The sequence below is a fragment of the Pantoea sp. ACRSB genome (assembly GCF_022346905.1).
Taxonomy (GTDB): Bacteria; Pseudomonadota; Gammaproteobacteria; order Enterobacterales; family Enterobacteriaceae; genus Pantoea; species Pantoea piersonii.
The window spans coordinates 16755-31574 of the sequence record NZ_JAKRNL010000002.1; the positions used below are offsets into that span (position 1 = coordinate 16755).

Here is a 14820-nt window from a genome sequence, read left to right on the forward strand (position 1 = left end):
CATTGAACCACAACATTGTCTATAGCCTTTTTATCATCGGTTCTGTGCTGGTTGCGTCGAGCATCTTACTCAGTTCTTTCTCTTCGCGGCTCGGTATTCCGATCCTGGTAATCTTTCTGGCTTTAGGCATGCTGACGGGCGTCGACGGCATCGGCGGCATCGCCTTTGACAACTACCCCGCCGCCTATCTGATTTCTAACCTGGCGCTGGCCGTGATCCTGCTTGACGGCGGTATGCGCACCAAAGCCAGCTCCTTTAAGGTTGCCCTTGGCCCGGCGCTCTCGCTGGCCACGGTCGGCGTCATGATTACCGCTGGCCTGACTGGCCTGGCCGCTGCCTGGCTGTTCCGTCTCGATTTGATGCAGGGTTTTCTTATTGGCGCGATCATCGGTTCTACCGACGCGGCTGCCGTTTTCTCGCTGCTGGGTGACAAAGGCCTGAACGAACGCGTCAGCTCTACGCTGGAGATTGAATCGGGCAGTAACGATCCTATGGCAGTGTTCCTGACCATTACCCTGATTGAGATGATCCAGAAAGGGGAAACCGGACTCGACTGGATGTTTCTGGTGCATCTGGTGCAGCAGTTCGGTCTGGGCATCGTGCTGGGGCTGGGTGGCGGCTGGGCGCTGCAGCAGCTTATTAACCGTATTAGCCTGGCACCTGGACTCTATCCTCTGCTGGCGCTGAGCGGCGGCATTCTGGTGTTCGCCCTGACCACAATGCTGGAAGGCAGCGGCATTCTGGCGGTTTATCTCTGCGGCTTCCTGCTCGGCAACAGACCGATTCGTAACCGCCACGGAATTTTGCAGACCTTCGACGGTATGGCCTGGCTCAGTCAGATTGGCATGTTTATCGTGCTTGGCCTGCTGGTGACGCCTTCTGATTTGTGGCACATCGCGGTACCGGCGATGATCCTGTCGCTGTGGCTGATCCTGGTGGCGCGCCCCCTGTCGATTCTGGTGGGCCTGCTGCCGTTCCGCGGCTTTACCGGACGTGAGCGTATTTTTATTAGCTGGGTCGGCCTGCGCGGCGCGGTACCGATTATCCTCGCGGTCTTTCCTATGATGGCTGGCCTGGAAAACGCTTCGCTCTACTTTAATATTGCCTTCTTTGTGGTGCTGGTGTCGCTGATGCTGCAAGGCACGTCGCTTGGCTTTGCGGCGAAAAAGGCGCGCGTGGTGGTGCCACCAACGGCGTCCCCCATCAGCCGCGTCGGGCTAGATATCCATCCGGAAAATCCCTGGGAGCAGTTCGTCTATCAGCTCAGCGCCGACAAATGGTGCGTCGGCGCGGCGCTGCGCGATTTACAGATGCCGCGCGAAACCCGTATCGCCGCGCTGTTCCGCGATAATGCGCTGATGCACCCTAACAGCAACACGCGCCTGAAAGAGGGCGATGTTATCTGTGTTATCGGCCGCGAACGCGACCTCCCCGCGCTGGGTAAAATGTTCAGCCAGTCGCCGCCTGTCTCGCTGGATCAGCGCTTCTTCGGCGACTTTATTCTTGATGCTGAAGCGCGCCTGCGCGATGTCGCGCAGATTTACGGGCTGGAGCTGGGAGAAGACACCAACGATCAGCAGTCGCTCGGCCAGCTGATAATGAGCCTGCTCGGCGGAACGCCGGTGGTTGGCGACCATGTGGAGTGGAACCACCTTACCTGGACGGTGGCGGAAAAAGAAGATAACCGCATCGTTAAAATCGGCGTACGCGTCGCTGAAGAGCGAGAATAATCCGAGACGCTACGGCTCGATATTCCAGCGGAAACGGCTATGCTCATTATTTGGCCCAGCGAACGGGAGAAAGTTATGGGACACGTCGTTAAAATTGGTCGTTATGAGATAATTGATGCCGAACTCGACAGCGATAATCTGCAGACCGTCAGCATCCCCTGTCAAACCAATCCCGACCTGAGTTATCAGCTCGACGGCTGGGACCACGATACCAGCGTACCCGCATGGATTGATGGCGAACCGGTGGATCTGCAAATAGGGCATTATGATAAACAGCAAGACCAGTGGGTATTAAAAAAACCTGCCTGAGTTAACTTTTCGCCGCCAGCGATCATTCCTGGCGGTAATTCCGAAAAAGCGGTCTGAAATATTTGGTTATTTTCAGCTCTCACGACATTTTAATCATACTTTTCAACCTGTTACCCATACAAAACTTTAGGCAAAAATAGTTTTTTCGGATTTGTTCCGTATTAACTCTGTCAAATATCTCCTGCATACTCTTTATCGCTGCTGCAGCTTTTCGTGATAACAATCACGTAATCCAATTATCTTTTCACTGCAGCCTGTATGGCTCTAACGACTGTAATGAACTGAAAACGATTGTTCTGCTTTTTCAGTTGTCCACTCCTGAGCGCGTACTTGATTCTGGTCAGGCCATCTTTTACTTAAGAAAAAAGAGAGCAGGTGTTATGGCAAGTACACTGGTAATGAATGATGCGAGCCGCTCATGGAGCGGAACGCGAAAAAATATCATCGCAAAGCTTGCGTTAAGCTTTTCCGATCTGATTGCCCTTAATCTTTCGCTGTTTTTATCCGCGGCGACTATTCAGGGGATCTGGGGCGATCTGGATGGGTTTATTCCGCCCCATCAAATTGAATATCGTTTTATTGCGCAGTTTGCGCTTTCTGTTTTATGCACCGCTTATTTCTGGATGCGCATGCGTCACTATACCTATCGCAAACCTTTCTGGTTTGAACTGAAGGAAGTGGTTAAAACGCTGTTCGTCTTTTCGCTGCTGGATCTGGCGCTGATCGCCTTCTCCAAGTGGGATTTCTCACGCATGGTGTGGCTGTTCAGCTGGACTTACGCGTTGCTGCTCCTGCCGCTGATGCGTGCAGGCGTCAAGCGCGCCATTAACCGCGCTGGCCAGTGGCAGAAAGAGACCATCATCATCGGTTCGGGTAAAAACGCCATGGAAGCCTACGCTGCACTGCAGAGCGAAGAGATCCTCGGCTATAACGTGCAGGCGTTTATCAGCACCGACGAAGAAAATACGCCGCCGTCTGTTAACGGCGTGCCAGTTATCAAACAGCAGGATATTAACTGGCAGACCATTGACCGCGACAACGTGCAGTTTATCGTTGCCACTGAATTTGAGCAGCAGGTCGTGCGCGATACCTGGCTGAAGTTCCTGTCGAAGATGAACTGCCGATCGATTTCCGTGATCCCTACCCTGCGCGGCGTACCGCTCTACGGCACCGACATGTCGTTTATCTTCAGCCATGAAGTGATGATCCTGCGCGTCAGCAACAGCCTCGCCAAGCGCTCTTCTCGCTTCCTGAAGCGCTGTTTCGACATTGTGGTCGCCTCGCTGCTGCTGCTGTTTCTGGCGCCCGTCTTCGGTCTGCTCTGCTATATGGTGAAACGTGACGGCGGCAACGCTATCTACGGTCACGAGCGTATCGGTCAGAACGGCGTGAAGTTTAAATGCCTGAAATTTCGTTCTATGGTGACCAACTCGAAAGAGGTGCTGGAGCAGCTGCTGGCCACCAGCGCAGAGGCGCGCGCCGAATGGGACAAAGACTTTAAGCTGAAAAAGGATCCGCGCATTACCAAAATCGGCGGCTTCCTGCGCAAAACCAGTCTCGATGAGCTGCCGCAGCTGTGGAACGTTATCCGTGGCGAAATGAGCCTTGTCGGGCCGCGTCCGGTTATTGAGGCAGAGCTGGAGCGTTATGCAGGTGACGTCGATTACTACCTGATGGCGAAACCGGGCATGACCGGCCTGTGGCAGGTCAGCGGACGTAACGATATCGACTACGATACGCGCGTCTACTTCGACTCCTGGTATGTGAAGAACTGGGCGCTCTGGACCGATATCGCTATTCTGTTCAAAACCGCGGGCGTGGTGCTGCGCCGCGACGGCGCGTACTAAGGCTCGTCTGGATGCCCGCTTTACGGCGGGCATCGCATTTTTCGCTTTTCTTTTCGCCCCCAACTCATTACCCTTCCCGCTTGTTTTAACAGGACGTTTACCTTCTGGCTTTTATGCAAAAATTTACCCTGATGCTGTTGAGCCTGGTGCTGCTGGCGCCGCTGGGCATCGATCTCTATCTCCCTACCCTGCCCGATATCGCGATCGGCCTGAATACGCCGGTGAGCCTGGTTCAGACCACCATTCCGATCTTTCTGCTGGTGATGGGCTTAGGGCAGCTGGTTACCGGTCCGCTGGTCGATAATTACGGGCGCAAACCCATTGCCCTGGCGGGCCTGGCGCTCTATGTGGCGGGCAGCATCGTTGCGGCGACCGCCAGCAACTGGCCGATGTTTCTCTCTGCGCGGCTGATTCAGGGCTGCGCGGTGTGCTGCAGTGCCGTCGTGGCTTTTAGCGGCGTGCGCGATCGCCTGAGCGGCGACGAAGCGGCGCGCGCTTACGGCTTCCTCAACGGCGCGCTGAATATTGTGCCCGCGCTGGCACCGCTGCTGGGCGGCCTGCTTGCCAGCGCCTTCGGCTGGCGCGCGCCCTTCTGGTTCCTGTGCGCTTACGGCCTGCTTATCGCGCTTATCGTGCTGCTCTGGCTGCCGGAAACGCGGCCTGCCAATACGCTGCGGGTCAAAGGGCTGCCGCTGGCGCAGTATGGCGCTATCCTGCGCCAGCCGCGCTTTCTCGCTTTCGCCTTCGCGAATGCTGGCGCGCTCGGCATGGTGCTGACCTATGTTTCGCTGGCACCGCACGTGCTGATGACGGAAGGCGGCCTGTCGCCGATTCAGTTCTCGTTCGCCTTTGGCGCGAATGGATTCTGGATCATGCTGGTAAGCGCCTTCGTCAATAAAACCATCCGCAAAGCGGGACGGCCGTTCTGTCTGGCGATGGGCTTCGTGACGATGCTGGCGGGCGCGCTGCTGCTGTTTGCTGGCATGCATCTGCTGCCGGAAAGCGTGCAGACTCACTGGGCGCTCTATATGCTACCGGTCGCTATTTCGGTCGCAGGGCTGGCGTTTACCGTCGGCCCAGCCACCAGCTATGCGCTGGAGCCTTACCAGCAGCAGGCTGGCGTGGCGGCGGCATTGCAGGGTTTTATTCAGATGGCGGGCGGCGCGGCGGGCAGCCTTTTGATTGTAATGCTGCCCGTAGCGGAAAAGAGCGCGCTGGCGCTGATGATGCTGGCGGGCGCAGCGCTGGCGTTAATCGCCTGGCGCTGCAGCAAGAAGATGCGCGGTTCGCTGACCGCGCTTAAATAACCTTAACCGGCACGCGGGGCGCAAGGGCACACATCAGCTCATAGCCTACCGTGCCGGCCGCTTTCGCCACCTGATCGATCTTCACCTGTTCGCCCCACAGTTCGACCTTCGAACCGATGCCTGCCTGAGGGCAAGGCGTTAAATCGACGGTGATCATATCCATCGATACCGCGCCAATCACCTGCGTCATCACGCCATCGACGGATACCGGCGTGCCGTTGGGCGCATGGCGCGGATAGCCGTCGGCATAGCCGCAGGCGACCACGCCGATACGCTGCTCCTGCTGCGCATGATAGCGATAGCCGTAACCGACGCCATCCCCACGGCTCAGCTGCTGGAGACCGATAATTTCGCTATTCAGCGTCATGACCGGTTTCAGGCCGGTGCTGGCGATATCCTGCCAGTCGCCGCTGGGCGATGCGCCATAGAGAATAATGCCGGGGCGCACCCAGTCGTAGTGCGCTTCCGGATGCCACAGGGTGCAGGCGGAATTGGAAAGCGAACGAGGGATATCCAGCCCTTCGGCGGCGCGTTCGATACGCTGCAGCGGCGCGATCAGCCCTTCCGGGTTTTCCGCATCGGCAAAATGTGCCATCAGCGTGATATCGCCTACGCCTGGCAACGCGCGCAGCTTTTTATAAGCGGCATGCACCTGCTCGGGCCGGAAGCCGAGGCGATTCATGCCGCTGTTGACCTTGAGATAGATGTCTACCGGCGCAGAGAGCTGCGCCTCTGCCAGCGCCTTGATCTGCCAGTTGCTGTGCACGCTGGTCGTCAGGCGATAGCGATCGATCAGCTCCAGATCCTCAGCATGGAAAAAGCCCTCCAGCAGCAGGATCGGTTTGCGCCAGCCGCTGTCGCGCAGCAGTATCGCCTCTTCCATATTCAGCAGCGCAAAGCCATCGGTCTGCGCCAGGCTCTCCCATACGCGGGCCAGGCCATGGCCGTAAGCATTGGCCTTCACTACCGACCAGATGCGCGCGCCGGGCGCCGCCTGGCGCACAACCGCCAGATTATGGCGCAGCGCCTGCTGATCTATGGTGGCGAAAACTGGACGTGACATACTCCCTCTCCCTGAATGTTAACGCGTGGCGTTCGCGTTGCGTAATGGTGAAGATGACGGTGTAAAACCAGGCAGATAGCGGAACACCGACAGATCGTCGGCGGCGATCGCCGGGGTTTTACCGCTGATCACATCGGCCAGCAGCTGACCGGAACCGCAGGCCATTGTCCAGCCAAGCGTGCCGTGTCCGGTATTCAGGTAGAGATTGCTGAGCGGCGTTGGGCCAACGATTGGCGTTCCGTCTGGCGTCATAGGACGCAGACCGCTCCAGAAGCTGGCCTGTTCAATATGACCGCCCTCAGGATAAAGATCCCGGACCACCATCTCCAGCGTTTCCCGACGCGCAGGCAAGAGTTTGTTGTTAAAACCAACGATTTCCGCCATGCCCCCGACGCGAATACGGTTGTCAAAGCGGGTGACCGCCACCTTATAGGTTTCATCCAGGATAGTAGAAACCGGCGCGGCCTCCGGGTTTTTTACCGGAATCGTCAGGGAGTAGCCTTTAAGGGGATAAACCGGGATATCAAGAATATGCTTCAGCAGCGCGGTGGAGTAAGAACCAAAGGCCACCACATAGCTGTCGCCTTTAACGATCTCATCGCCGCACTTAACGCCGTAGATGCGGTTGCCTTCACGCAGCAGCTGATCCACAGGCGTATTAAAGCGGAACACAACGCCCGCCTCCTGCGCCATTTTCGCCAGCTTTTGGGTAAAGAGCTGGCAGTCGCCGGTTTCATCATTGGGCAGGCGCAAGCCGCCGGTGAGCTTATGCTGCGTGGTCGCCAGCGCCGGCTCTACGCGCGCCAGCTCATGCGCATGGAGCAGTTCGTAAGGCACGCCCGCCTCGCGCAGCACCTCGATATCTTTGCTGGCGCTGTCGAACTGCTGCTGCGTGCGGAACAGCTGCAGCGTACCGCCCTGACGTCCTTCATAGGCGATGCCGGTCTCTTCGCGCAGCGCCTTCAGACAGTCGCGGCTGTATTCGGCGATACGTACCATCCGGCTTTTGTTCTGCTGATAGTGCTGCATATCGCAGTTGCGCAGCATGTTCCACATCCATTGCAGCTGGAAACTGCTGCCGTCCAGACGGATCGCCAGCGGCGCGTGGCGCTGGAACATCCATTTAACCGCCTTTAGCGGCACGCCCGGCGCGGCCCAGGGCGCCGCATAGCCGGGCGAGATCTGCCCCGCATTGCCTGCGCTGGTCTCCAGCGCGGCATCGGGCTGGCGATCCAGCACCGTCACCTGATGCCCTGCGCGCGCCAGATACCAGGCGCTCGCCACGCCAACCACACCACTACCTAAAATCACTACGTGCATATCGCCCCCACCGGCAAATTCAAAAGCATAATTCACTAGACTACAGGGCAATATCAGCACATTACCAACGACCGACAGAAGCCCTTACCTCATTAACTTATTTCACATGCTTTTTACTTTTTCGAACACTAAAATCTTATGGTTGGGTCAAAATCAGTAACTTATGCCTTTTTTTAACCGTTCTTAGCAGTTAATAATAGCGTACCCGGCAATATTCACTTATTTCAGGAGAATAAGTTGACGCCATACAATCCACTTATAAACAGCATTTTATCCCGACTTTACGCCATTCAGGATGACATCAGCTCATCAAATGCTTTTCCGCATATTTTCAGATGATTTTCTGCCGAATAATTCGATTGAGTTCCGCTTTCAGATAGGTAACAGTGGGCTATCATTGAAGTGTTCACTCCGTTTTTGGGGTTCTCTTTCTTAGGGACGAGCCTTGAAATTACCGGAACCGGCTGCTCGCATCGGGCAAGCCTGTTTGCAAAACAGAGGTGCGCTATGACGACAATCTTTGACGATCCGATTAAGGACAGCAAACGACTCAGCGATGGACCGGACTGGACATTTGATTTGCTCGATGTCTACCTTGCGGAAATTGACCGCGTAGCCAAACTCTACCGACTCGATACCTATCCCCACCAGATTGAAGTGATTACCTCTGAGCAGATGATGGACGCCTACTCCAGCGTGGGTATGCCCATTAATTACGCTCACTGGTCGTTCGGTAAAAAGTTTATTGAAACCGAGCAGCGCTACAAACACGGACAGCAAGGGCTGGCGTATGAGATTGTTATTAACTCCAATCCCTGCATCGCCTATCTGATGGAAGAGAACACCATGACCATGCAGGCGCTGGTGATGGCGCATGCCTGCTACGGCCACAACTCTTTTTTCAAGAATAACTATCTGTTCCGCAGCTGGACTGACGCCAGCTCTATCGTCGATTACCTGCTGTTTGCGAAAAAATATATCTCCGACTGCGAAGAGCGCTTCGGTGTTGAAGAGGTCGAGCGTCTGCTGGACTCCTGCCATGCGCTGATGAATTACGGCGTCGATCGCTATAAGCGACCGCAGAAAATCTCCTTGCAGGAGGAGAAAGCGCGACAGAAGAGTCGTGAAGAGTATCTGCAAAGCCAGGTGAATACCCTGTGGCGCACGCTGCCGCGCCGCGAGAAAGAAGCGGTACACGTCGAGGCGGCGCGCTACCCGTCGGAGCCGCAGGAAAACCTGCTCTATTTTATGGAGAAGAACGCGCCGCTGCTTGAGCCGTGGCAGCGCGAGATCCTGCGCATTGTGCGTAAGGTGAGCCAGTATTTCTATCCGCAAAAACAGACGCAGGTAATGAACGAAGGCTGGGCGACCTTCTGGCACTACACTATCCTCAATCATCTTTACGATGAGGGCAAAGTGTCGGAGCGCTTTATGATTGAGTTCCTGCACAGCCACACCAACGTGGTGTTTCAGCCGCCCTATAACAGCCCCTGGTATAACGGCATCAATCCTTACGCGCTGGGCTTCGCGATGTTCCAGGATATCAAGCGCATCTGCCAGTCGCCGACGGAAGAAGATCGCTACTGGTTCCCGGATATCGCCGGTTCCGACTGGCTGGAAACCCTGCATTTCGCTATGCGCGAATTCAAAGACGAGAGCTTTATCAGCCAGTTCCTGTCGCCGAAGGTGATGCGTGATTTCCGCCTCTTTACTGTGCTGGATGACGATCGCAATAACTATCTGGAGATCGCCGCCATTCACGATGAGGCAGGCTATCGCGCGATTCGCCAGCAGCTTTCCGCGCAGTACAACCTGAGCAATCTGGAGCCGAATATTCAGGTCTATAACGTTGACCTGCGCGGCGACCGCTCGTTGACGCTGCGTTACGTGCCGCAAAGCCGCACGCCGCTCGACAAGAGCCGTCGTGAAGTAATGAAGCATGTGCACCGGCTGTGGGGGTTTGATGTGATCCTTGAACAGCAGAACGAGGATGGCAGCGTTGAGCTGCTGGATCGCTGTCCGACGCGCGGCAACGCGCTTTAAGGTCTTCGCAGGAGGAAAAACCGGACGCTGTCCGGTTTTTTTTTCAGGCCGCATTCATGCTAACGGAGTGGGTAGCCTCAACAGAAGAGCAAAGCGTCCCGCGGCAGGGATGCCGCGGGCCGAGCGTGCAGGGATGCCTTGAGCGACTTTGCGATCTGTTGAGGCTACCCGCGACAGCGCCTGTTTTACCGCTATAAAAAACCGGACGGCGTCCGGTTTTCTGTTTTTAACGTTTGCTGCCCAGGTCATCCGGCATGCTTTTCTGCATACTGTGCCAGATTTCGCCGCTCCGACGACCGTATTCGCGCACCGCATCAACAATTTGCTCCTGCGATGGTTCTTTCACGCACAGCGCTTCAAGCCGCGAGTAGAAATTGCGCGCCAGCTCACGCGCTTCAGGGTTTGAAAAATAGTGACGACCTACACGGGTATAGAGCCCTTTCAGGCCATTCAGGATCAGTCCGTAAATCGGGTTGCCGGAAGCAAAAGCCAGACCGCGGAATACGCGATAATCGAGTTCGGTATAGGCATCAGCCTGATCATCGATACCGGCGACGCTCTCCAGCACCGCGCGGGCTTTATCGGGATGATGACGTAGTGCGCGGCTGATAAAGATAGAGGCGATATTGGTACGCACCGACAGCAGGTTATCGATCAGCACCGGCACGCTGTCATGGTCAAGTCGCGCCAGCGTCTCAAGGATATTCAGCCCGGACGTTTCCCAGAAGTCATTCACGCGGGTGGGTTTCCCGTGTTGAATCGTCAGCCAGCCGTCTCGCGCCAGGCGCTGCAAAACTTCACGCAGCGTGGTGCGGGTTACGCCGATAAGTTCAGAAAGCTCACGTTCAGCGGGAAGGATTGATCCAGGAGGAAAGCGGCTGTTCCAGATGCTTTCAATAATATACTCTTCAGCAAATCCCGCAGGGCTCTGCGCCTTAATGACCATAGCGATGTTTTCTCGTTGCTTTCTTTGTCGATATGGCACTCATCATACCAGACGCCCTGGGCGTGTTATAGACCGCACAAGGATTAAAAGCGCGCGCTGGCGCAAAAACCGGCAGCCGTACGCAATCCTGTAAGACGAGATTGCGCCCTGCTGTTTCGCTTATTACCCTGTGGCCATTCTCTTCATCCCGTACAGGACTTTTGCCATGGAAATCACCTGGGGCCAGGCGCTGCACCGCAACTTTCTCGGGCAGTCGCCCAACTGGTACAAAGCGCTGCTGCTAGCGTTTCTGGTTATCAATCCGCTGATCTTCTTCCTGGTCAGCCCGTTTCTCGCCGGCTGGCTGCTGATTGCCGAGTTTATCTTCACGCTCGGCATGGCGCTGAAATGTCACCCATTGCTGCCCGGCGGTCTGTTGACGCTGGAAGCGATCGCCATCGGCATGGCCAGTGCCGAACAGGTTAAACAGCAGCTGGCGGGTAATCTGGAAGTGCTACTGCTGCTGATCTTTATGGTCGCGGGCATCTTTTTTATGAAGCAGTTGCTGCTGTTCATGTTTACGCGGCTGCTGCTGTCGCTGCGTTCAAAAGTGCTGCTCAGTCTGACCTTCTGTCTGGCGGCTGCCTTTCTCTCTGCATTTCTTGATGCCCTGACCGTGGTCGCCGTAGTGATCAGCGTCGCTGTCGGCTTTTATCAGATCTACCACCGCGTCTCTTCCGATCCGGGCTATGCCGCAGAGGAGCATCATCAGCGCGCCACGCTGGAGCAGTTCCGCGCCTTTCTGCGCAGCCTGATGATGCAGGCGGGCGTCGGGACTGCGCTGGGCGGGGTCATGACCATGGTGGGCGAGCCGCAAAACCTGATCATCGCCCATGCCGCAGGCTGGGATTTTGTCAGCTTCTTCCTGCGCATGGCGCCGGTAACGGTGCCGGTGCTGCTAGGCGGTATTCTCACCAGCCTGCTGGTAGAGCGCTTTCGCCTGTTCGGCTACGGCGCGACCCTGCCGGATGAGGTGCGAGCCATTCTGCTACAGAGCGAACGTGAGGCAGCAACGCAGCGTACGCGCCAGGATCGGCTGAAGCTGTGGATTCAGGCGGCTATCGGTTGCTGGCTTATCGTCGCGCTGGCGCTGCATCTGGCGGAGGTCGGCCTGATTGGGCTGTCGGTGATCGTACTCGCCACGTCGCTGTGCGGCGTAACGGATGAGCATACTATCGGCCAGGCCTTTACCGAAGCGTTGCCCTTTACCGCTCTGCTGACGGTATTTTTCGCCATCGTCGCCGTCATAGTCGAGCAGCAGCTCTTCAGCCCGCTTATCGCCTTTGTCCTCCAGTCCGATCCGCACGCGCAGCTCAGCTGGTATTACATCTTCAATGGACTTCTCTCGTCGATATCAGATAACGTTTTTGTCGGATCGGTATTTATCAACGAGGCGAAACAGGCTTTCAGCCAGGGTGCAATCGATCTGCAACAGTACCAGCTGCTGGCCGTCGCCACCAATACCGGCACTAACCTGCCATCGGTCGCGACGCCAAATGGCCAGGCGGCGTTTCTGTTTCTGCTCACCTCCGCGCTGGCGCCGCTGATACGCCTCTCTTATGGCCGTATGGTGTGGATGGCGCTGCCCTTTACACTCGTGATGTCGCTGACAGGCTATTTTTGCATCCGCTGGTTGCTCGTACCCTTTACGGCAACGCTGTTGCACTGGGGCTGGCTTGCCGCGCCACCGATGTAAATTCTGCTCTGGATCAGGTTAAGTCGGAATTGAGCACGATTTTACCTTGATACCGGGCTGGCACCGCCGCGCTTTTGGTTTACACTGCGTGGCATTACCGTTTACAGGGAAAGCAAGATGTTGCGATATCTGAATCAATGTTCGCGCGGCCGCGCCGCCTGGTTACTGCTGGCGATAACGGCGCTGGCGCTGGAGCTAGTGGCATTATGGTTCCAGCATGTTATGGACCTGAAGCCGTGCGTAATGTGTATTTATGAACGCTGCGCGCTGTTTGGCGTCATGGGCGCGGGCATCGTCGGCGCTATCGCGCCTAAATCGCCGCTGCGCTGGGCTGGGCTGGCTATCTGGATCTATAGCGCCTGTGAAGGACTGCGGCTTTCGTATGAACACACTATGCTGCAGCTGCATCCCAATCCGTTTACGACCTGCGATTTTGCCGCGCGTTTTCCCGGCTGGCTGCCGCTGGACAAGTGGCTGCCCTCGGTGTTTGTCGCCAGTGGAGATTGCGCCGAGCGCAACTGGGACTTTCTGACGCTGAGCATGCCGCAGTGGATGATAGTGATTTTCGCCGCCTACCTGATCGTGGCGATCGTGGTGCTGATCGCTCAGCCGCTCAAGCCAAAACGCCGCGATATCTTCTCCCGCTAAAAACAGAACAGGCTGCCTGGGCAGCCTGTTTCCTGTTAACCGTTGCGGTCGGGACGATCGATAATATGGTCTTCCCAGTCGCGCACTTCACTTTCCCGCACCGCGATATAACGCACCGAAATGCGCTGCGCGTGCATCGCAGATTTTGAACCGCTCAGCAGCGGATGCCATGCTGGCAGCGCTTTACCCTCGCCCAGCAGACGATAGGCGCAGGTGCGCGGCAGCCAGTTAAACTGCGTCAGATTTTCACGCGTCAGCTTGATGCAGTCCTCTTCATACTCGAAGCGGCGCTCATAGTTGCGGCACTGGCAGGTTTTGATATTAAGCTGATTACAGGCGACGTTGGTGAAATAAATCTCATCCGTGTCGGCGTCCTGCAGCTTATTAAGGCAGCACTGGCCGCAACCATCGCATAAGGATTCCCACTCGTCGTCGTTCATTTGATCGAGGCGTTTAGTCTGCCAGAAAGGAAGTTCACTCATGATGGCTGCGTCCGGGTTAATCACAAAACCGCACCTTATATCGGGTCAGGCGCGGCGTTGCAAGCATTACAGCACGCGCGTGCTGATGCCGTGTCCGGCCAGCGACACTTCCAGCGTATCGCCGGAACGTAACGGACCGACCCCTTCCGGCGTGCCGGTCAGCACCACGTCGCCGGCGCGCAGGGTGAAATACTGGCTCATATGGGCGATCAGCGGCAGGATCTTGTGGATCATATCGGACGTTCTGCCGTGTTGGCGCACTTCGCCGTTCACCACCAGCTTCAGCTCGGTATCCTGCGGGTCGCCCGGAAACTCCGCTGAAGGAATAAAGCCGGAAAGCGGACAGGAGTTATCGAAGCCCTTGGATTTTTCCCACGGCTGGCCCGCTTTTTTAAAAGTCGCCTGCAAATCGCGCAGCGTCAGATCAAGCGCGACGCCATAACCGGCGATCGCTTTCGCCACATGATCTTCGCTCGCCTGTTTCAGGGTGGCGCCAATCAGTACCGCGAGTTCAACTTCATGGTGAACTTCACCAAAAGCGGATGGAATAGAGAGCGGCTGGCGCAGATCGCAAATTGCCGTTTCCGGCTTAATAAAAACCACCGGCTCGGTTGGCGTAGCGCTGCCCATTTCCTTAATGTGTTTCGCATAGTTGCTGCCGACGCAGACCACTTTGTTGACCGGATAATCCAACAAGGCGCCCTGCCAGTTACGATGCTGATACATGCTAATCCCCTGCTCTGGTTTATGTGATGCCAGCCACGCCGGCACGTTGATGTTTGCGGTTCAGCGGATCCTTCGCCCGCCGTAACGGCCATAATAAGATGCTTTAGCAAAGATTAGTGTGCGTAAATTGTCAAAAAAGGGTGAATATATGCTGCCGGAGCGGTGAATTTATCACCAGCCAGGGGGCAATAAAGAATAATGAACAGTAAAAGGCGCGGTAATCGCGCCATTATTTTGCTGGAAATAGTTATATATAATTATGCTGAAGAAGCAGGGACTACTGATTATATTTACAGATGAATCTGAATTAATCTTTTTTTGCCGATTCAAGGTGAACTTTCAGCAAACTTTCTACCGGCGGCGGCATTTGTAAATAATAGCCTTGATCGCTAAGCGCCTGTTTAACTTTATTGATGTCTGCGTTGGCCAGCCGTTCGCGGCCATCCAGCTTCAGCACCATCGCCAGCTGCGGCTTGCCGAAGCCGCGCAGCAGTTCCTCAGGCACGCGGGAAAAATCGTCCTTTTTTTCAACATAAAGATAAGTCTGGTCACGGGTCGGGCTTCGGTAGATCACACAAAACATATTTTTTACTCGAATAAACCTGGATGGTGGCTTGCCTGGAAATAACAGTAACTATAACATGCTTGCAGAACTTCGAATATT

Annotated in this window: 13 protein-coding genes; 7 read left to right on the forward strand and 6 right to left on the reverse strand. The window is 55.9% G+C overall.

The genetic code is table 11. From position 1 onward, the window contains the following. Positions 1 to 2 precede the first annotated feature (2 nt). From MHZ89_RS06200 to MHZ89_RS06215, 4 genes are all read left to right on the forward strand, one after another. Positions 3 to 1730 carry a potassium/proton antiporter gene (locus tag MHZ89_RS06200; RefSeq protein WP_311782281.1) on the forward strand — a complete coding sequence of 576 codons (1728 nt, stop codon included), beginning with the start codon at positions 3 to 5 and terminating at the stop codon, positions 1728 to 1730. Positions 1731 to 1805: 75 nt separating this feature from the next. Next, a complete protein-coding gene (locus MHZ89_RS06205) occupies positions 1806 to 2039 on the forward strand; it encodes a DUF1480 family protein (protein WP_048784520.1) in 234 nt (77 codons plus the stop codon). 380 nt (positions 2040 to 2419) lie between these two features. After that, a complete protein-coding gene (gene wbaP, locus MHZ89_RS06210; protein ID WP_120453958.1) occupies positions 2420 to 3886 on the forward strand; it encodes an undecaprenyl-phosphate galactose phosphotransferase WbaP in 1467 nt (488 codons plus the stop codon). Positions 3887 to 3999: 113 nt separating this feature from the next. Continuing rightward, complete coding sequence (locus MHZ89_RS06215; RefSeq protein WP_311782282.1) at positions 4000 to 5193, forward strand: multidrug effflux MFS transporter; 1194 nt, start codon at positions 4000 to 4002, stop codon at positions 5191 to 5193. Here MHZ89_RS06215 and dadX read toward each other — a convergent pair. Beyond that, positions 5186 to 6256 (reverse strand): catabolic alanine racemase DadX, encoded by a 1071-nt coding sequence (dadX, locus tag MHZ89_RS06220; RefSeq protein ID WP_311782283.1) that lies wholly within the window; start codon positions 6254 to 6256, stop codon positions 5186 to 5188. The two genes, MHZ89_RS06215 and dadX, sit on opposite strands and share 8 nt — an antisense overlap. A gap of 18 nt (positions 6257 to 6274) precedes the next feature. Beyond that, entirely contained in the window at positions 6275 to 7576 is a 1302-nt protein-coding gene (locus MHZ89_RS06225) for a D-amino acid dehydrogenase (RefSeq protein WP_120453952.1), read from the reverse strand. A gap of 507 nt (positions 7577 to 8083) precedes the next feature. On the opposite strand from MHZ89_RS06225, the gene MHZ89_RS06230 reads away from it, so the two are divergent. Then, positions 8084 to 9619, forward strand: a complete 1536-nt coding sequence (locus MHZ89_RS06230) for a SpoVR family protein (RefSeq protein WP_311782284.1) — start codon at positions 8084 to 8086, stop codon at positions 9617 to 9619. A gap of 226 nt (positions 9620 to 9845) precedes the next feature. Here MHZ89_RS06230 and fadR read toward each other — a convergent pair whose 3' ends face one another. Then, complete coding sequence (fadR, locus tag MHZ89_RS06235) at positions 9846 to 10565, reverse strand: fatty acid metabolism transcriptional regulator FadR (RefSeq protein WP_311782285.1); 720 nt, start codon at positions 10563 to 10565, stop codon at positions 9846 to 9848. A gap of 205 nt (positions 10566 to 10770) precedes the next feature. On the opposite strand from fadR, the gene nhaB reads away from it, so the two are divergent. Both nhaB and dsbB read left to right on the forward strand, forming a co-directional pair. Beyond that, positions 10771 to 12300: a sodium/proton antiporter NhaB gene (nhaB, locus tag MHZ89_RS06240; RefSeq protein WP_311782286.1), complete on the forward strand. Its 1530-nt coding sequence runs from the start codon at positions 10771 to 10773 to the stop codon at positions 12298 to 12300. A gap of 117 nt (positions 12301 to 12417) precedes the next feature. Next, the gene (gene dsbB, locus MHZ89_RS06245) at positions 12418 to 12948 is read left to right on the forward strand and encodes a disulfide bond formation protein DsbB (protein ID WP_311782287.1); all 531 of its coding nucleotides are present in this window, start codon (positions 12418 to 12420) and stop codon (positions 12946 to 12948) included. Between the two features lie 35 nt (positions 12949 to 12983). On the opposite strand, the gene MHZ89_RS06250 is transcribed toward dsbB, so the two are convergent. The 3 genes from MHZ89_RS06250 to MHZ89_RS06260 all read right to left on the reverse strand — a co-directional run bounded on the left by MHZ89_RS06250 (position 12984) and on the right by MHZ89_RS06260 (position 14739). Then, positions 12984 to 13430 (reverse strand): YcgN family cysteine cluster protein, encoded by a 447-nt coding sequence (locus MHZ89_RS06250; protein ID WP_120454224.1) that lies wholly within the window; start codon positions 13428 to 13430, stop codon positions 12984 to 12986. 66 nt (positions 13431 to 13496) lie between these two features. After that, positions 13497 to 14156: a fumarylacetoacetate hydrolase family protein gene (locus MHZ89_RS06255; RefSeq protein WP_311782288.1), complete on the reverse strand. Its 660-nt coding sequence runs from the start codon at positions 14154 to 14156 to the stop codon at positions 13497 to 13499. Positions 14157 to 14463: 307 nt separating this feature from the next. After that, positions 14464 to 14739, reverse strand: coding sequence for a YcgL domain-containing protein (locus tag MHZ89_RS06260; protein WP_311782289.1), 276 nt, complete (start codon positions 14737 to 14739; stop codon positions 14464 to 14466). Positions 14740 to 14820 lie beyond the last annotated feature (81 nt).

Coding starts and splice junctions, on each gene's coding strand:
- MHZ89_RS06205 (WP_048784520.1), top strand. CDS start 1,806: ATGGGACACGTCGTTAAAATTGGTCGTTATGAGATAATTGATGCCGAA.
- wbaP (WP_120453958.1), top strand. CDS start 2,420: ATGGCAAGTACACTGGTAATGAATGATGCGAGCCGCTCATGGAGCGGA.
- MHZ89_RS06215 (WP_311782282.1), top strand. CDS start 4,000: ATGCAAAAATTTACCCTGATGCTGTTGAGCCTGGTGCTGCTGGCGCCG.
- dadX (WP_311782283.1), bottom strand. CDS start 6,256: ATGTCACGTCCAGTTTTCGCCACCATAGATCAGCAGGCGCTGCGCCAT.
- MHZ89_RS06225 (WP_120453952.1), bottom strand. CDS start 7,576: ATGCACGTAGTGATTTTAGGTAGTGGTGTGGTTGGCGTGGCGAGCGCC.
- MHZ89_RS06230 (WP_311782284.1), top strand. CDS start 8,084: ATGACGACAATCTTTGACGATCCGATTAAGGACAGCAAACGACTCAGC.
- fadR (WP_311782285.1), bottom strand. CDS start 10,565: ATGGTCATTAAGGCGCAGAGCCCTGCGGGATTTGCTGAAGAGTATATT.
- nhaB (WP_311782286.1), top strand. CDS start 10,771: ATGGAAATCACCTGGGGCCAGGCGCTGCACCGCAACTTTCTCGGGCAG.
- dsbB (WP_311782287.1), top strand. CDS start 12,418: ATGTTGCGATATCTGAATCAATGTTCGCGCGGCCGCGCCGCCTGGTTA.
- MHZ89_RS06250 (WP_120454224.1), bottom strand. CDS start 13,430: ATGAGTGAACTTCCTTTCTGGCAGACTAAACGCCTCGATCAAATGAAC.
- MHZ89_RS06255 (WP_311782288.1), bottom strand. CDS start 14,156: ATGTATCAGCATCGTAACTGGCAGGGCGCCTTGTTGGATTATCCGGTC.
- MHZ89_RS06260 (WP_311782289.1), bottom strand. CDS start 14,739: ATGTTTTGTGTGATCTACCGAAGCCCGACCCGTGACCAGACTTATCTT.